We start from the raw sequence: 16,940 nt of genomic DNA on the forward strand, positions 1-16,940 counted from the left end.
AACGAGCATCAGGCTGTCGCCAGCACCATCGGCTGGTAGTAACCGCTGACGTCGGGCATGAGCCATTCGACGGCGGTAAACCCGGCCGATGCCAGCAGACCCCAAAGTGTCGCGCGCCGCAGCGCCCGGTAGCGGGTGGTGCCGGAGCGGGCCCGCCACGATCCGGTGGCCTCCTCTGTGAAGGTGAACAGCTCGATGTCCACATACTCCCCGTCCTCGGACCATTGCCACACCTGGCCGGCCCCATGCCGGGACCCGACGTCCCCATAAACCGCGATCGGCACCCCGCCCGGCCGGGTGGCCCGCAACGCGTCATAGTCCCGAAGGGAGGCGAGCAGCAGCCCGCCCGGCCGCAGGCACGCCCGGACACTGCCCAAGGCACTGCGCAGGTCCCCGTCGGTCAGCAGGTGCGGCAGGGCGTTGTCGCAGGAGATGGCGACGTCGAACTCCCCGGAGACGCAATTCCGCACGTTCCGGACGTCGCAGCAGGCAAAGTCGACGTCGGTTTCCCTAGCAGTTGACTCCGCCCTGGCCCGGTCGACGGCGGCGCGGCTCACGTCGGTCGCCGTCACGCGGTACCCAAGTTTCGCAAGCGGCAGGGCCTGGGTTCCGATGCCGCATGTGCAGTCCAGGAGGCGCCCCTCGGTGATCCCCCGGCGTGCGAGGACATCCGCGATCATGCGCCCGTGCCATTTGGCGGCAGTCCACCAGTCGCCGAACAGCAGGTGGTATTCGGATGCCAGGCGGTCATAGAACTGTTCCGGTGTAGTAGCCATCTGGGGCACCTCCCGTCCTGAGCCTACGCAACCGTACCGACCCGCCAAGTCAAGGCGTACGAGGGCGGCGCGCACCCGCCGTCGTACCAGCCATGCTCCCGCACGGGAGGGCGCCCCTCCCCGACCGATAACGCAGCAGTAACGCCGGATCAACCGGAACTTCGTTGAGCTGATTTCGACGGCCACGCGGCTAAGTCTGAGGCTGTTCACCTACTAGGTCTTCACGGTGCTCGGCGCAGTGCTCGTCGGGAATTATCCCGCCGCCTTCCTCATCCTTGAGGTAGTGCGTGAAGTGGTTGGTTGTCTTTCCGCAGATACTGCAGAAGGTTTGGTGCTGTTTGGTCCACACGTGACATGTCCTTGTGCTTCACGAACTGCGCGTCATCTTGCGCGCATGTTCTGCCCTGATGCTGGCGGTGCTGCGTGTTCGTGCTTCGGTTCAGCGGACCTTTGCCTTGGTCACGGTGATCGTGATGGGGTCCGTGACCGCACCGGGGCTGACACCGTTGGTGGCAGTGACACTAAACGTGTACCTGCCGGCCTTGGTCGGTGTTCCGGCCAGGACTCCCGTGGCGGCGTCCAGCGTTAGGCCTGCCGGCAGTGCACCGGAGGAAACCTGGAAGGTCGGGGCAGGGACACCTGTTGCGGCAAACGTGTAGCTGTAGGCGGCACGCGTGGTCGCCTTTGAAGGCGGTGTGGCCGCGGTGAACACCGGCGCTGCGGCATTCACAGTAATGGCCGACACCGTATTGGAGGACGTGTTTACGAGGTAGACTGTCGACCCGTCGGGGGCGACCGCGATACCAGTGGGAGACGCCCCAACCGGGATCTCAGAGGTTACAACGCGCGACTCCACGTCCATGACCGACACCGTATTGGAACCGGAGTTGGTGACGTAGGCCGTGAACCCGTCAGGGGCGATCGCCACACTGTCCGGGGCCCACCCCACCGTGATGGTCGCAACCTCATCTTCGGTTGCCACATCGATGACCGACACCGTGTCACTTTCGTTGTTGGCGACGTAGGCTGTGGACCCGTCCGGCGTGAACGCAACGCCGGTCGGAGACGACCCGACCGGGATGGTGGAGGTCATCGTGCTCGTGGCCACATCAATGACCGACACCATGTTGGAATCCTGCCCGTTGGTGACGTAGGCCGTCGACCCGTCCGGGGTGAAAGCAATGGAGTTCGGAAGCGGCCCGGCCGGGATCGAGGAGGTCATCCTATGCGTGCCCACATCAATGACCGACAGCGTATAGGTACCAGCGCTGGTGACATATGCCTTCGACCCGTCGGGCGTGAATGCAACGGCGGTCGGGGTCTCTCCGACCGAAATCGAGGAGGTCACCGTGCCAGACGCCACATTGATGACCGACACCGTGTCGGTACCGGTGCTGGTCACATAGGCCTTCGATCCGTCCGGGGCGAACGCAACACCGATCGGAAAAGTGGCGACCGGGATCGTGGAGGTCACCGTGCCCGAGGCGACGTCGATGACGGATACAGTGTTGGATTCGGCGTTGGTGACGTAGGCCTTCGACCCGTCCGGGCTGAATGCAACGTCTCTCGGGCTCGACCCGACCGGGATCGTGGAGGTCACCGTGGCTGCAGCGGTTGCAGTGATATTGCCGACCAGCATGAGCGCCGCAATGACCGTACCGACGATGGCCGCACGCCGCCTGCGAAGTCGGGCTTGCTTGTGTTGAGCCGCAGGGCGGACCGGGTATCGCCGGCACCGTGTATTTGTTAGCTGCATCAGGTTTCCCCTCGTAACGGGCTGGCCGAAACAACGGCTTAGGCCGGAGTTTATAGACCAGGCGAACCTGCGGTCACCGTTGGCTGATACCTGTCTTTTGCGCTGGAGCTACCTGTTGCCTTGCATCCGACCCCCGGGCAGAGCCCTCCTTTTATATACGAATTACGTTTCATGAATTGTGCTGCGCATATCTGTGCAATTTGTGCCATGCTGTGGGTCGACGCCGCATGCGCGGCCAACCCAGCCCGTGGACCCGGGCCGGGTTCATTACCGCTCCTGTCCATCCGCCGGGAAACAACCAGAGAGTCCTAAAGTGGTAGACCCCATCATCCTTTTCTTCATTCTTGGTGCGCTGGCCGGGCTGCTCCGGTCCGAACTGCGCCTCCCGGCGGCAATCTACGAGTTCGTCACCATCGTGCTGCTGTTGGCCATCGGCCTCAAGGGCGGCGTGGAGCTGGCTAAGCAGCCCTTTGGAGACCTGCTGCCGCAGATGCTGGCTGTTGTGGCGATGGGATTCTTCCTCTCCCTCCTGGCCTTCCCGGTGCTGCGCTACCTCGGCCGGTTCAAACGCGCCGACGCAGCCTCCATCGCCGCCCACTACGGCTCCGTCAGCGTAGGCACCTTCGCTGTGGCCATCGCCTACCTGGGCACACGCCAAGTAGTCTTCGAGGAGCACATGCCGCTGCTTCTGGTGATGCTGGAAGTGCCGGCCATCATCGTGGGCATCGTTTTGGCCCGGGGAGTTTCGAAGGAGACACGGTGGAAATCGGTGGCCCATGAGGTCTTCCTCGGGAAAGGTATCGTGCTGCTCCTGGGCGGCCTGTTCATCGGCTGGATCGCCGGACCGGACGGCCTGTCCTCCATCGAACCCCTGTTTGTGGACATGTTCAAAGGCATCCTGGCCCTGTTCCTGCTGGAAATGGGGCTGCTGACGGCTACCCAGCTCGGAGGCCTGCGCAAATACGGCATGTTCCTGGTGGGTTTTGCCATCATCATGCCGCTGTTCTCAGCAGTCATAGGTGCAGGGCTGGGCTGGGCCCTGGGGCTGTCAGTGGGCGGAACAGCGATTCTGGCAACACTGGCGGCAAGTGCCTCCTACATCGCGGCGCCAGCGGCCATGCGCATCTCCGTACCGGAGGCCAACCCCACGTTGTCGCTGGCAGCATCCTTGGGGATCACCTTCCCGTTCAACGTGGTGGTGGGGATCCCCCTTTACCACGCCCTGTCCATCTGGATCCATACCTTCACGAGGGGATAAAGCCATGGAAAAACACCAACGCAAGCTCCTGACCATCGTCACCGAGGCCGTCCTCGAATCAACGCTCGTCCGCGACATCGAGCAGCACAACGCCCACGGATACACCATCACCGACGCGCGCGGAAAAGGCAGCCGGGGTGTCCGGGGAGCGGGCTGGGAAGCGAACAGCAACATCCGGATTGAGGTGGTGTGCGATGCGGTGACGGCGGAAGGCCTTGCCGCGCACCTTCGCGAGCACTACTACCAGGACTACGCCATGATCCTGTTTCTCAGTGACGTCGAGGTCCTGCGGCCAGCCAAGTTCTAGGCGTTCGTGCCCTCGGCGGGCTGCCCCTTTTCAGGCACGAGCACGGCCAGGAGTTCATCCAGCTGGTGTCCGGCATCGACAGGGTGCCGGAACGGGCGGCCGGACACCACCGAATAGATGTTCCGTCGGCCTGCCCGTGTCCTGGTGATGTAGCCGGCCTCCGCAAGGTCCGCAGCAATCTTCTGGGCGGCACGCTCCGTGATCCCCACCGTGGCAGCCAGGTCGCGGAGCCGTATCTGCGGATCACGGGCGATGGTCAGCAGCACATGGGCATGGTTGGTGAGGAACGTCCACCCGGAGCCGCTACCGGCCGTTTCGGTTTCCTTTGCTTCAGAATCTTTAGTCACCACCCCTTGGACAATAGCCCATCAGCGGCGCGCTGATCCCGGTGCCGGGCGCCGCCGTCGGACGCCAAACGTTTCCAGGAATGGCTGGAAACGTCCGGCGCCCGGCTGCGGCGCAAGTAGCTGCTGCCCTCAGTTCGCTAGCCGAGGGGGTGCCAGGTGCTCCCGTCGGCCGTCACCTCAAGGCCGCCGCCTGTTTCGGTTGTCTGCGCGTTCCCGTCGTAAACGAAGCCGCTGGGGTTGGCCGGGCAGGAGCGCACCGCAGGACCGTCCGTTACCGAGACGGAGGCGCCGCCCTCATACCCTGTCAGGAAGAAGCCCGTAACAGCCCCGTCCTTGCCCTTGGAGTTATCCCGGGCCACGGTGGTGACAAGGCCCTGCGTCGTCACAGATGTGCTCCGCTCCAGGATGATTTCGCGGACCACATCATTGCCCTGCACCACCTCTTTGCTGCAGGTCCACGAGGTTTCCGTGACGGAGTTGACGCGGAAGTCCACCTTGGCCGCGTTGTCCTGGAGCGCTTTGTTCGACCAGCTGAAGACTGTCTGCACATCGCCCTTCCCAACGAAGCCGGTGCCCGTGGCGGGATCGAACGTTACCGCTGCGGTAGCGGGCACCGCCGCCAGCATCAGACCTGCAATAGCCGCCGAGATGGCGGTGATTTTCCTGGACGTGGTTTTCATGAGCTTGAAGCCCCTTCTCTATCGGCTCTGGCCGGGCGTGCGCCCGGTAACCGGAGCCTAGGGAGGATGTCCGCGCGAGTAACCAGAGGTGGTTACCCGACTTTTTGGGGCAGACGCGTCTGCAAGGGCCAGTGGTACTCACTTCCCGCGACGGCGTACCTGTACCACTACTTGCGCAGGGGTCCTCGGGGACGAAGCCGAAGAACCGCTCCACCTTGTTCAGCCAGAATAAATAGTTGGAGTGAAGTGCATGTGGAAATGCGGCGGTCCTGGGGAATTGGTATGACCGTTTTAGAAGAGGTCTTGACCGTCCCGTCCAGAGGGGATCACACTTTTTATGGGCGCGATTGACCACAACGTCTATCGGTCAATGTCGGAAGAATCTTTTCACTCATCACGGGGAAAAGATTCCGCACCAGGTGGGAGAAATTTCCCATGATCGGGTCTCCTGGTGCGGCCGCAGACGCGGAGGGGACACCGCGACTACCTCCGTCTCACATCATTCATGCATAAGAAAATTACAAAGGGTGGGGTATGTAATGGACATTGAGCAGCTGTGGGATCGGCTCGAACCAGAAACGCGGCATTGGCTGGTGGATAATCCGGGGTGCCGCATCCTTCCCAGAACCATTGCGGCAGAGATCAAGGTGGCTACCGGAGCCGAGTTTGAACAGGACCGGCACGGTGAAAGTATCCTCTCCGCCAGCGACTGCGACTTCATTCGCAGGGCAGCGGAACTCCACGACGCCCGACGGCACTGAGTCCACCTACGACGGCGGCAAGCGCCGCCGTCGTATCCCCCGCCTAACGCGTAGGCTGACTAGCGGCAGGAGTAGTCGTAGTCGAGCTTGGCCGACCGTAGATGTGGGGCGAGGGCCACCAAGAGCCTGGGCTGGCGGCCCTCATCGCACGCCGCGGTGAGCGGGCGTTGCAGAAAACACCGCCATAAGTGAGCGAGCGTTTCAGGAAACACCGCCATAAGTGAGAGAGCGTCGGGACTCCGGCTAGAGGTCGGCCAGGAGGGTGGTGGGGTTCTCCATCGCGTCCGCCACGAAGCGGAGGAAGCCGGCCGCCGTTCCGCCGTCGCAGACCCGGTGGTCGAAGGTCAGCGTCAGTTCGGTGACTTTGCGGACCGCCAGTTCGCCGTTGACCACCCACGGCTTGTCGATGATCCGGCCGACGCCGAGGATGCCCACCTCCGGGTGGTTGATGATCGCCGCGGACCCGTCCACCCCGAACACACCGTAGTTGTTCAGCGTGAAGGTGCCACTGCCCAGTTCGGTGGGGGTTGCCTTGCCTTGGCGTGCGACGTCGGTCAGCCGGCGGATCTCGGCGTCCAGTTCCCGGGCGCTCAGTTTTTCGGCGCCGCGGACGGACGGGACCACCAGGCCCCGGTCGGTCTGGGCGGCGATGCCGAGGTTGATCCCGCTGAACGCGACGATCTCCTGGGACCCGTCGTCGGCCGTTTCGATGCGGGTGTTCAGCTCCGGGTACTTTTTCAGCCCAGCTGTGACAAAACGGGCGATGAACGCGAGCAGGCCCGGGACCTCTGCGCCGTTGGTCTTCATTCCCTCACGGAGCTCCAACAGCGCGGTGGCATCCGCGTCCACCCACACCGTTGCCTCGGGAATCTCGGAGCGGCTGCGGGCCATGTTCGCGGCCACGGCCTTGCGCACACCGCGGACAGGAGTCCGGGAGGAGACGGCCAGGCCGGTGCGGGCGTCCACGCCCTCAGCCTGAACTGGCCTGGATTCGGCAGGCTGAGTTTCGGCAGGCTCAACCGCCGGACGCGGAGTGGCTTCAGCCGGCTTGGTTTCGACGGGATGGATCGCTGCCTCCACGTCGCGGCGCATGATCAGCCCGCTCTCGCCGGAGCCATGGAGCTCGCCCAGATCCACCCCGTGTTCCTTTGCCATGCGCCGGACCAGCGGGGAGATCACCGCACCGAGCTTCCCGGGAACCCGGGTCCGCACCAGGGTCAGGTCGTGTTCGGGGGTGGCTTCTGCAGGTTTGCTTTCGGCAGGCTCAACCAGGGCAAGAGACGACTTCCGTGCCCGGGTGCGGCGGGCGGTGCCGTGGCCGCCGGGAGTTCCGTAGCCGATCAGGACGTTTCCGGACCCAGCCTTCTCCTCTTCGCGGTAGGACTGGGCCACGTGGGTTTCGCCGGGCTCAACCGGTGCGGAGTCAACCACCGGCTCCCCCAGCTCGGTTTCCGCAGGTTCAGTCACGGGCTCCGCAGGTTCCGGGGCGGGGGCGGCATCAGAAGCGGCGGCCCCGGAAGAAGCAGGCATCACCGAGATCAGCGGCTTTCCCACGTCGATGGTCTCCCCCGGCTGCCCGTGCAGCTCGGCCACAACACCGGCATAGGGAGAGGGCACCTCAACGGTGGACTTGGCAGTCTCCACCTCGGCGATCGGCTGGTCCACGGAGATGGTGTCCCCAACAGAAACGTGCCAGGACACCAGCTCGGCCTCGGTCAGGCCCTCCCCCAGGTCCGGCAACAAAAACACGCGAGTCTCGCTCATGAAATCAGTCCTCCCACTGAAGGTCGTCGACGGCGTCGAGGATGCGGTCCACGCCGGGCAGGTAGTACTTCTCGAGTTTGGGTGCCGGGTACGGGATGTCGAACCCGGTGACGCGGCGGATGGGGGCGGCCAGGTGGTGGAAGCAGCGCTCCTGCACCCGGGCCACGATCTCGGAGGACACGGACGCGAAGCCGTGCGCCTCGGCGATCACCACGGCCCGGCCGGTCTTCCGCACAGACTCACAGACAGTGAAGTCGTCGAACGGCACAAGGGTCCGCACGTCGATCACCTCCAGCGAGCGCCCCTCCAGCGCGGCAGCCTCGGCGGCGGCCAGCGCGGTGGGGACGGACGGCCCGTACGCGATCAGCGTGGCGTCCGTGCCGGGACGCGCGACGGCGGCCCTCCCCTCGGTGGTGCGTCCCGCCGTCGTACCTTCCTCATAGGAGGCGCGCAACGAAGCCAAGTCAACGGAGTCCTTGGACCAGTACAGCTTCTTGGGCTCCATGAACATGACGGGATCGTCCGAGTCGATGGCCTCGCGCAGCATCCGGTACCCGTCCGCCACCGTAGCCGGGGTGTAGACCTTCAGGCCGGCGGTGTGGGCATAGTAGGACTCGGAGGAGTCGCAGTGGTGCTCCACTCCCCCGATGCCGCCGCCGTAGGGAACCCGGATCACCATGGGCAGCTTCACGGCCCCGCGGGTGCGGTTGTGCATCTTGGCAACGTGGCTGACGATCTGCTCGAACGCCGGGTAGGCGAACGCGTCGAACTGCATCTCCACCACCGGGCGCATCCCGTTGATGGCCATGCCCACCGCCATGCCCACGATCCCGGACTCGGCCAGGGGCGTATCGAAGCAGCGCTGCTCGCCGAACGTTTTGGTGAGCCCGTCGGTGATGCGGAAGACTCCGCCCAGGGTGCCCACGTCCTCGCCGAAGACCAGGACAGAGGAGTCGGCGGACATGGCGTCCACCAGGGCGGTGTTGAGGGCCTTGGCCATGGTGACCGGCTGCGGGCCGGCGGCTTCGGCGGTGGCCGCGGCGGAGGCGGCGGCCCGGGCGGTGGCGGCGCTGACGTTGCCGTTGGCCTCGGAGGAGGTGGTGACGGTGGGGCTCACTTGGCGGCCTCCTGGGATGAAGGATTGGTGTTTTGGGCTGCGGCGTCGCGGGCGAGTTCGTCGGCGAGCAGGGCGGACTGTTCTTTCAGCTGCGGCGTCTGCATGGCGAACACGTGGCGGAAGAGCTCCTGCGGGTCCACGGTGACGTCCTCGCTGAGGCCCTCGCGGAGCTGCGCGGCCACGGCCTCGGCGTGCTCGGCGATCCGGGCCTCGCCGTCGTCGTGCAGCAGGCCGCGGTCCGTCAGGTAGGTCCGCATCCGGTTCACGGGGTCCTTGGCCCGCCACTCGGCAACCTCGGCGCTTTCCCGGTAGCGGGTGTCGTCGTCGGCGTTGGTGTGGGCCTGCATGCGGTAGGTGTTGGCTTCCACCAGCAGGGGGCCGGAGCCTTCCCGGGCGAGTTTCACGGCGCGGTCCAGGACGGCGAGGAGCGCGACGACGTCGTTCCCGTCCACGCGTTCGCCCGCCATGCCGTAGCCCACGGCCTTGTGCGCGAGCGACGGCGCCACGGACTGGTGTGCCAGCGGCACCGAGATGGCGTACTTGTTGTTCTGGACGAAGAAGATGACGGGCAGGTGGAAGACGGCGGCGAAGTTGAGGGCCTCGTGGAAGTCGCCTTCGCTGGTGGCGCCGTCGCCGCACATTGCCAGCACCACGGTGTCCTCGCCGCGGAGCTTGGCGGCGTGCGCGACGCCGACGGCGTGCAGCAGCTGGGTGGTCAGCGGGGTGCACTGGATGCCCACCTTGTTCTTGAGGGGGTCGAACCCGCCGTGCCAGTCGCCGCGGAAGATGGTCATCACCTGCACGGGGTCGACGCCGCGGGTCATGACGGCGACGGCGTCGCGGTAGGTGGGGAACATCCAGTCGCCGTCGGAGAGGCACAGGGCGGCGGCCACCTGGCAGGCCTCCTGGCCGTGGCTGGAGGGGTACACGGCCATGCGGCCCTGCCGGACCAGGGCGGAGTTCTGGTCGTTGACGCGGCGTCCGACGACGAGCTGTTCGTACGCTGCCAGCAGTTCGTCATCGCCGGGCAGGGGGTATTCGTGGCCGGGTTCGGTGCCCTGCTCGTTGTGGGGCAGGAGCCGGCCGTCCGGGTCCACCATCTGGATCTGGTGCCGGGCCGGCAGCATGTAGTCCTCGGCGGTGATCCCGAACTTCTTGGCGGCTTCGGCGAGGGCGTCCTCATGCGGAGCCGTGCCTGCTTGGTCCGCCCCGGTGGTGTCCGGTGCGGTGTGGTCTGCGGAGATCGTCATTGGTCCGTTCCTTCTGTTGCCACTATTCCTTCCCAGTATTGACCTGCGGGAGGTTTCGTATCCAGCACCTGCGGAAATCGTGGAGAAGCTGCGCGGTTTTGCCTACACTGGGAGACGATTTGCAAATGTGAGCCAGATTACGAGTGGGAGTTGTGGACGAAATGCCGGCACAGGAAACCCGGACGGAGCCGGTACCGCTGGACGACATCGACCGGAGCATCATTGCCGAGCTGACCAGGGACGGCCGGATGTCCGTTACCCAGGTGGCGGAGAACGTGCACATCTCGCGGGCGCACGCGTACACCCGAATCGCCCGGCTGACGGGTGAGGGGGTCTTGTCCCGGTTCACGGCCGTGGTGGACCCGATCAAGGCGGGCCTGAAGTCCTCCGCCTACGTGACGCTGAAGCTGAAGCAGGACGCCTGGCGGGAGCTCCGCGACCAGCTGGGCGCCATCCCCGAGGTGCACCACATCGCCCTGGTGGGCGGCGACTTCGACGTGATCCTGCTGGTCCGCGCCGTGGACAACATCGACCTGCGCCGGGTCATCTTCGACCAACTGCAGTCCATGCCGGGAGTCCTGGATACCCAGACGTTCCTGGTGTTTGAGGACGTGGATACGCGGTAGCGGTCAGGAGTAGTCCCGCCGGGATGTAGGAGGCAACCAGGTGAATCTTACTCACACTTACAAACAGGGTTCCGGGCCAGCGAGGAACCCCGTTTGAGGGCAAGCTCGTGGCCCTCACCGTGACCTCACAGGCCCAGCTGCCAAGTCTGCCGACGTCGTTTGGAGGAAATCCGGTGGCTACACTGCAGCGGCGCGACCGCCCTGCAACGCAGGGGCACGGACCTGCTCTACAACGCGGCGCATGCCGCAGCATCTCAATTGCAGCCAGCGCTGCCGCAACTCGTCCACGACGGAACACAAGGCACGTGCTCTAGGAAAACCTGATCCTCTCAAGGATCAGGTCAGCTATGAGGCGGTGGCCTTTGTCATTCGGATGGAAATTGTCGGACGGCCCAAGCCACGAAGGGGCACCCTCCGGGCCGAAAGTATCCTCCTCCTCGTACGCGGCGGTCAGGTCTACGTACTGGCCGCCGTTTGCCTCACATACACTCTCGATTTCGAAGTCATATGGGTCCGTGATCGTTTGTCCACCCCCGCCCCAAGCTCCGACGCAAATGATCTGCACGTTTTCGGAGCGCTGGACGTTGCGCACCAGCGTCTCGTAGTCCTTCCGAAACTGATCCGGAGGAGTCCGCTGAGTGTCGTTGGTTCCGAGTTCAAGGATGGCTAGGTCAACACCCGATACCGGGACTTCTAACACGTTGCCTGCCTTGAACAGAGCCTGCGGGTCTGCCTTGGTGGCACGCTGCTCAAGGATTGGGCCGTGCCTGCTTAGTTCGGCGTTTACGATGGGGCGATAACCGTTGGCTTCGGTGGTGCTATAGAGGCTATAGCTTAGCGAGTCGCCTGCATAAAAAACCGACAGCGGCCGATCGGGTGGGAACGCAAGGTCGATAAGCCTTGCTTCAGCGGCGGCAGCGTCGCGAGCCTTCAATTCCTCCGCTACATGGGACTCGTAGGCCTGCGCTTTTGCTGCCATGTCGGGGTCACTTGGCAGCGCTTGCGGAGCACAGCCAGCCATTGCCAGTACAAGAACAACAAATATCGCGGAGCGCTTCCCCCAAAAGGTCATGAGCCTAATGATATGCGGTCATGCGCTGGGGTCCCTGTTCCTTACCTAGGCGGGTGCGAGCCGTCGATACTCCTCGTAGTATCGACGGCCCAGCTCGCGCTGCCCCGCGGCGTTGTAGTGCATTTTCTCCTCCGCAGAGTTGTACATACCGGATGGCCCCTCAACAAACCGAGCGAGGGGGACTCTGGCCGGCGTATCCCTGTGAGCCGCGTCGATGAGCGGGTACCCGGGTAGGGTGTTAGCGGCCTCTGCCATACGGTCGGGATTCATCTGACCAAGTATGAATGGAACTGCTCCAAACTCATCCCTTAACGCGCCGATGAGCGCATCAAGCTTCGCGGCGTATTCGTCTTGGCTAAGCTGCCACACGTCAGCTTCACCCTGGTGCCACAGAACGCCGCGCAGCTCACTGTCCGGATGGGCTGCAAGCGCGGCGGCGAGTTGATGGGAGGCGAACTTGAACAGATTAAACACTCCGGGATGGTCCTGTACATCCCATGAGTAGCCGAGATATGGAAAGAAACCTGATTCTCCGCGGGCTGCTGGCACCAGCAGTACATGTTTACCCGTAGCCTCCACATGAAGGTTGGCGAAGGTGAGGGCGAAGCCAACTCCCGAGGCGCGAGTGTGGTGCCAGAGTGGGTGTTCGCCCGCCACGATCCTCCCTGCCTTGGGTCCGCTTCCGGCGAACTGGTGCACGCGCGCATCAGCGGAATCCAAATCCCGGTTATACCCGAGACCAGCACCCAACGCGTTCGACTGGCCAGCGACGAGGAAGATGTCGTATCCCGCTTTCGGCGACTTGACACGCCGTCCGCCAGCTATTCTTGCCCAACGGCTCATACCCAAGAGACCACCTCACCTCGGACTTCGGCGGGGTTCCCAGTGACGACGGCGTTGGCGGGCACGTCACGGCTCACAACGGCACCCGCCCCAATTACTGCACCGTCACCAATCGTCACCCCTTTCAGGATGATCGCCCCTGTGCCTATAAGCACACGGTTGCCGATTTTGATGGGCTTGGTCATGGTGCTCTTACGGCCGTCCGCGTAAGTCAATTCGTGAAAGTCGGAGTCGAGGATCTGCACCAACCAGGAGAACTCGCAATCTTCTCCTATGGTGAGACTATTCCTCACATTGATCCTGGATCTCGCGCCGATTCTTGACCCTGAGCCAATAGCGAGGCTGGCCGCCTCTTGAGCGCTGCCGACGACAGCTATATGTGTTCCCTTGCCGACATAGGATCGAACTCCTGCATCTATGGCACCGTGCTTAACGACAATCTTTGTCTCGCGGTCAATCCGGCACTGAGGTACGCCGGCGGCGAGTGCCCGTGCCCGATTTTCTACACCACGAAGCTTCCCCCAAATGTCCATGGCACTAATCATAGAGGAGTACGGGGAACGGCCCTATCTGGATCCAGTGAACTTATCCGCGATCGTCGAGCCGAGTAGCTAAAGTTTCCGCTGCCTCAATTACTAAGTACCGCGCTCCTCCATCGCCGGGGTTACGAGGAAGAAAAATGAGTAGTCACCACGGTGGCATGCATCTATTGCAGGGAATTAGCTTCAGGGGACGATAGTTTCTGGAATGTTGGAGGTCGCAAAAGTGTTGAATCGCGGGAGCGCAATACCTTCTTGGCTTCGGTGCGGTCATGGCTGATAAGTCGGGCATGAAGCCCCCACCGCTAGCGGGTGCCGAATTGAGGCGGCGGATGCTTTTTCGAGCGGGCACACTCGTGGCCGCCGTTACCGGCGCACTCACAATCACCGAGGTTGGTGCTAGAAGTGCGCAGGCCGGCCCGGGTGATAAGACACCATCTACCGCTTATATTCCTACGTCCGAAAAGGGCAAACCTCTGGGAGTGGCAAACCTGGATCCGGAAGCAAAGATTCCAGCTTCCCTACTTCCCGACCTCTCAGCCACGTTTGGCACGGCTAAGCAGGACAAGGCAGAATCCCGACGCGTCGTGAACGTTGGCAGACTGCCGGGTGCTGCTGGTGACGGCGTTACGGATAACACCGCAGTGCTTCAGGCGGAGTTGGACAAGGTCGGAAACCTGGGGCAGGCCACTACGTTCTACTTCCCGGAAGGCACCTGGGTAACGGACGGACTGAGAGTCAAGAGCCACACCGTCATCGAAGGCGTCGGTGGGGGAACATTCGGCCTCAACTCATTCAACGGTTCCCGCACGACAGTTCTAAAGCTGAAGAGTAATGCAACCCGCCCCTTGATTTCGGACTACGAGGAATCCAGGCTGTCATCAGGCGTCGTCATCAGGGATATCCAACTGGATGGCAACAAGGCCAATCAGAGAGTGGCCCTTCACGGAATCCAGCAGCACCCCGCATCTTCCGGCCAAGATCCTCTTTGGAGAATCAATAAGGTCTTCATCCATGACTTCAAAGGCGACGGCATTCATGTAGGAATCTACAGACGAGGCACAAGAGTCATCGACTGTGAACTCATCAACAACGACGGCCACGGTGTCTACGTCGATGCGACGGACTGCACGGTCCAAAACTGCGCAATTGGGCAAAATGCTGGCGACGGTATCCGCTACACCGGAGGCCTGCAGCACTGTATTAGTAATGACATATGGGGAAACACAAACGGAATTTCATTGGGTCCGCTTGCTCAGTGCGCCATGATCATGAACTGCGGCATCGACATCAACCGCCGCCACGGAATAACTACGGAAGCACCGCGTACAGTCATCGCGGGGTGCACATTCCAGACGAACGGCATCGAGGCCAACGACACCTATTCGCATATCGACCTCGGATTCCCGAGGCAAACCGCAATTGGATGTGTAATCAGCGCGGTTGCTATACGACACGACAGCACGGTATCAGCGAACAAGGCGAAGTATGGCGTTCAACCGAATGTGCCGGTTAGCCTTTCCGGCGTTGCCTACAATCCAGCCGATGTGCCCTGGGTTTCCGGCCTCGCCGGGAACCCCGCCCTTCTGGTTCTTGCCATGCGCAGTCAGGGCATCGCGGACGGCACCACCATCCATGCGGGGTTAGGAGGCGCAGGGGCAGGCATTAAGTGGGGCGGCAGTCCGACGGAGAAGCAGGCTTGGTGGGGCGCCACGCCCATCGTGCGACCGACGCTAGCGAACCAAGCTGCAATCGACCTTGGCACGACAATGGCTCTCGTGAACGAACTGCGCGCCAAGCTCATCGCCCTAGGGTTGGTCCAATAGCGCCAGCAGAGGTGAGTCTACCTGCGGCTGGCCACGCGCCGATAATTGCCCGGACCTGTTCATCGAGCGGATCACATCCGTAAGCGGCCAACGCTGATGTCCGCCAAGTGCGTGGCGGAGATCGGTTCAGCCGGCAAGTGCCGGAAGACGGGCCACAAAGCAGAGTGTCTCTACCGGTACCCGTCGACTATAGCTGCAGCAATCTCCTTGTATGCACGGCGAGTTTCAGGCTTGAGCACGTCGAGGGTCACTAGATCACCGTCCGCCACCCCGCGATCATGTGGGACGGCAATGAGCTCACGGCAGATACCCGAGAGGTGATCCTCAATAGCGTCCTTGTCCACCCGGGATGAAACTTCGTCTTTGTCGGTGATTACCACGATCGCGTTCCGTGCGAGGTTCTCGTACCCGTGGCTTGCCAGCCAGTGCAGAGTACTGCGGGCTCGCTTCGCACCGCTTACTGCGTAGCCGGCAGCAATGACCAGGTTGTCGGCAGACTGCAGGATTCCACGCATAGCGTTGTGCGTTACGCCAGTACCACAGTCCGTCAGAGCTACCGAGTAGTAGCTTGATATCAATTTACGGATACGCAAGTACTCCTCAGCTGTAAGAGAATCCGAAACCTCCGGGTCCTGTTCCCCCGCTATTAGATGCAATCGGCCAGCATGGTGCATGTACCGTGCAAGGGCAGTGAGCGAGTCGATCGACTCAATATTCTTCAAAAGGTCCGTGATAGTCCGCGGACTAGACTGCTGGTAAATGCCTTCGCCCAAGGCACGCTCTACGAGGTCACCCGAATCGGGATTGGCGTCAATGGCGCAGGGAGCATCTCCGCGATGCTCGGCAAGTGTCAGACCAACACCCACAGTGGTAGACGTTTTACCGATGCCCCCTTTTAGACTCAGGATAGCCGTATTGTAGCTGCCCTGAAGCTGACGCGAGATGCGACGAGCCAACTCGTCTTCCTGACGCTGCTTTGCACCGGGACCCAAATTCCAGGCGCCCCCGCTCACCTTGTACAGGGCCCCACGGAACCCACCTACAGGGCGAGGTTTCTGTTCCTTAACGAATAGCCCGGGTGAGCTGATGAAGTCAGGCAGTGGGATTTCAGCAATGGTGTCCGCAACTGTCGCCCGGGTACGGCGGAAGGCGGGGGTTTCAGCCGGAGCGGTCGGCGGGGCGGGCTCGGCTGCCAAGTTGGGCACGTCCGGGTTGAAAGGCATCGCGTCTGGAGCGGTCGGCGGCCCCGAAACCGGTGGTTGTTTTGGAGCGGATGGCTTTGGGGCATCCGGTGCGGCGGCGGCCTCAGCCCAGGAGGCGCGGCGGGTCAGCGGCCTGCCCTCGGACTGCGAAGGGTTCTCTGTCGCGGCTGGCATGGTTCCTATCCGGGCATTCGACAACTCGCCGTCGGCGCGACGAAGGTCGCGGCGACGACGCTGTTGCCGCTGCCCTGCATCCTGTGCATTGGCGCGTGCGTTCTGATTCGCCGGATCGGGCATTAGTCCCCCCAGGACAGTCGGCAAGAAACTTTGCAGCACTGGTTCAAACAGTAAGTCTAGGGGTTCGACGGAAGCGGTCTGCTCAAATCCGGGTAAGGGCAGCGCCGACCACTGCTGCTGTGAGGACGAGTAGGACTGCCAGAACAGCGTAGCCTTGCCATTTGGGACGGCCTTTGTTTGGGTTGATATCTACGTAGGGCATGGTTAACGGCCGTTATCTCGTGGTGTGACCGGAGCGGTGGCCCGGATAGCGCGGCGCTTCAGCCGTAAAATGTGGTGAAGGACGGCAAAAGGAACCAGCAGTGTGCCCAGCAGCGCACCTAGCGCCAGAGCAAACTCGGACAAAGCCACAACAAACCTCCGTTGGCGAGCAGTGATCCCCTATGTCAGATCTCTTGGGACGCTACCCGTCACGGAAGGGGTTTGACAAGCGTGCGTAGCCTGCCCGCAGGAAACGCTTGCCGCCTTTTCGCTATCTTCCGATCACTTCTGCGCCAGCACTAGGCAATAAGGATACTT

Annotated in this window: 16 protein-coding genes; 5 read left to right on the top strand and 11 right to left on the bottom strand. The window is 62.8% G+C overall.

What is annotated here, in order from left to right:
- Positions 1–8: 8 nt before the first annotated feature.
- Together AC5RTT_RS04275 and AC5RTT_RS04280 are read right to left on the bottom strand one after the other, a co-directional pair.
- The gene (locus AC5RTT_RS04275; protein WP_494144144.1) at positions 9–776 is read right to left on the bottom strand and encodes a class I SAM-dependent methyltransferase; all 768 of its coding nucleotides are present in this window, start codon (positions 774–776) and stop codon (positions 9–11) included.
- Positions 777–1,215: 439 nt separating this feature from the next.
- Positions 1,216–2,415: a beta-propeller fold lactonase family protein gene (locus AC5RTT_RS04280; protein ID WP_494144145.1), complete on the bottom strand. Its 1,200-nt coding sequence runs from the start codon at positions 2,413–2,415 to the stop codon at positions 1,216–1,218.
- 430 nt (positions 2,416–2,845) lie between these two features.
- Between AC5RTT_RS04280 and AC5RTT_RS04285 the strand changes: the two genes are divergently transcribed.
- Both AC5RTT_RS04285 and AC5RTT_RS04290 read left to right on the top strand, forming a co-directional pair.
- Positions 2,846–3,790, top strand: coding sequence for a sodium-dependent bicarbonate transport family permease (locus tag AC5RTT_RS04285; RefSeq protein WP_494144146.1), 945 nt, complete (start codon positions 2,846–2,848; stop codon positions 3,788–3,790).
- Positions 3,791–3,794: 4 nt separating this feature from the next.
- Entirely contained in the window at positions 3,795–4,097 is a 303-nt protein-coding gene (locus AC5RTT_RS04290; protein WP_494144147.1) for a P-II family nitrogen regulator, read from the top strand.
- Here the strand turns inward: AC5RTT_RS04290 and AC5RTT_RS04295 are convergent.
- Complete coding sequence (locus tag AC5RTT_RS04295; RefSeq protein ID WP_494144148.1) at positions 4,094–4,444, bottom strand: helix-turn-helix transcriptional regulator; 351 nt, start codon at positions 4,442–4,444, stop codon at positions 4,094–4,096. The two genes, AC5RTT_RS04290 and AC5RTT_RS04295, sit on opposite strands and share 4 nt — an antisense overlap.
- A gap of 137 nt (positions 4,445–4,581) precedes the next feature.
- Complete coding sequence (locus tag AC5RTT_RS04300; RefSeq protein WP_494144149.1) at positions 4,582–5,124, bottom strand: hypothetical protein; 543 nt, start codon at positions 5,122–5,124, stop codon at positions 4,582–4,584.
- Between the two features lie 539 nt (positions 5,125–5,663).
- Here AC5RTT_RS04300 and AC5RTT_RS04305 point away from each other — a divergent pair.
- On the top strand, positions 5,664–5,885 hold the full coding sequence (locus AC5RTT_RS04305; RefSeq protein ID WP_494144150.1) for a hypothetical protein: 222 nt from the start codon (positions 5,664–5,666) through the stop codon (positions 5,883–5,885).
- Between the two features lie 243 nt (positions 5,886–6,128).
- Here the strand turns inward: AC5RTT_RS04305 and AC5RTT_RS04310 are convergent, their stop codons facing one another.
- The 3 genes from AC5RTT_RS04310 to AC5RTT_RS04320 are packed head-to-tail and all read right to left on the bottom strand — an operon-like array spanning position 6,129 to position 10,016.
- A complete protein-coding gene (locus AC5RTT_RS04310) occupies positions 6,129–7,649 on the bottom strand; it encodes a dihydrolipoamide acetyltransferase family protein (RefSeq protein WP_494144151.1) in 1,521 nt (506 codons plus the stop codon).
- Positions 7,650–7,653: 4 nt separating this feature from the next.
- Positions 7,654–8,766, bottom strand: coding sequence for an alpha-ketoacid dehydrogenase subunit beta (locus AC5RTT_RS04315; RefSeq protein WP_494144152.1), 1,113 nt, complete (start codon positions 8,764–8,766; stop codon positions 7,654–7,656).
- Positions 8,763–10,016 carry a thiamine pyrophosphate-dependent dehydrogenase E1 component subunit alpha gene (locus tag AC5RTT_RS04320; RefSeq protein ID WP_494144153.1) on the bottom strand — a complete coding sequence of 418 codons (1,254 nt, stop codon included), beginning with the start codon at positions 10,014–10,016 and terminating at the stop codon, positions 8,763–8,765. The genes AC5RTT_RS04315 and AC5RTT_RS04320 overlap by 4 nt, the downstream gene beginning before the upstream one ends.
- A gap of 161 nt (positions 10,017–10,177) precedes the next feature.
- Here AC5RTT_RS04320 and AC5RTT_RS04325 point away from each other — a divergent pair, with 161 nt between their 5' ends.
- A complete protein-coding gene (locus tag AC5RTT_RS04325; protein ID WP_494144154.1) occupies positions 10,178–10,642 on the top strand; it encodes an Lrp/AsnC family transcriptional regulator in 465 nt (154 codons plus the stop codon).
- Positions 10,643–10,952: 310 nt separating this feature from the next.
- Here the strand turns inward: AC5RTT_RS04325 and AC5RTT_RS04330 are convergent, their stop codons facing one another.
- The 3 genes from AC5RTT_RS04330 to AC5RTT_RS04340 are packed head-to-tail and all read right to left on the bottom strand — an operon-like array spanning position 10,953 to position 13,090.
- Positions 10,953–11,714: an SGNH/GDSL hydrolase family protein gene (locus AC5RTT_RS04330; protein ID WP_494144155.1), complete on the bottom strand. Its 762-nt coding sequence runs from the start codon at positions 11,712–11,714 to the stop codon at positions 10,953–10,955.
- Positions 11,715–11,759: 45 nt separating this feature from the next.
- A complete protein-coding gene (locus AC5RTT_RS04335; RefSeq protein ID WP_494144156.1) occupies positions 11,760–12,557 on the bottom strand; it encodes a sialate O-acetylesterase in 798 nt (265 codons plus the stop codon).
- Positions 12,554–13,090 (bottom strand): acyltransferase, encoded by a 537-nt coding sequence (locus tag AC5RTT_RS04340; protein ID WP_494144157.1) that lies wholly within the window; start codon positions 13,088–13,090, stop codon positions 12,554–12,556. The genes AC5RTT_RS04335 and AC5RTT_RS04340 overlap by 4 nt, the downstream gene beginning before the upstream one ends.
- 488 nt (positions 13,091–13,578) lie before the next feature.
- On the opposite strand from AC5RTT_RS04340, the gene AC5RTT_RS04345 reads away from it, so the two are divergent.
- Positions 13,579–14,922: a glycosyl hydrolase family 28-related protein gene (locus AC5RTT_RS04345; RefSeq protein WP_494144158.1), complete on the top strand. Its 1,344-nt coding sequence runs from the start codon at positions 13,579–13,581 to the stop codon at positions 14,920–14,922.
- Between the two features lie 170 nt (positions 14,923–15,092).
- Here the strand turns inward: AC5RTT_RS04345 and AC5RTT_RS04350 are convergent, their stop codons facing one another.
- The gene (locus AC5RTT_RS04350; protein ID WP_494144159.1) at positions 15,093–16,421 is read right to left on the bottom strand and encodes a MinD/ParA family ATP-binding protein; all 1,329 of its coding nucleotides are present in this window, start codon (positions 16,419–16,421) and stop codon (positions 15,093–15,095) included.
- Between the last annotated feature and the right edge of the window lie 519 nt (positions 16,422–16,940).

The sequence above is a fragment of the Arthrobacter sp. Y3221157 genome (genome assembly GCF_059089865.1).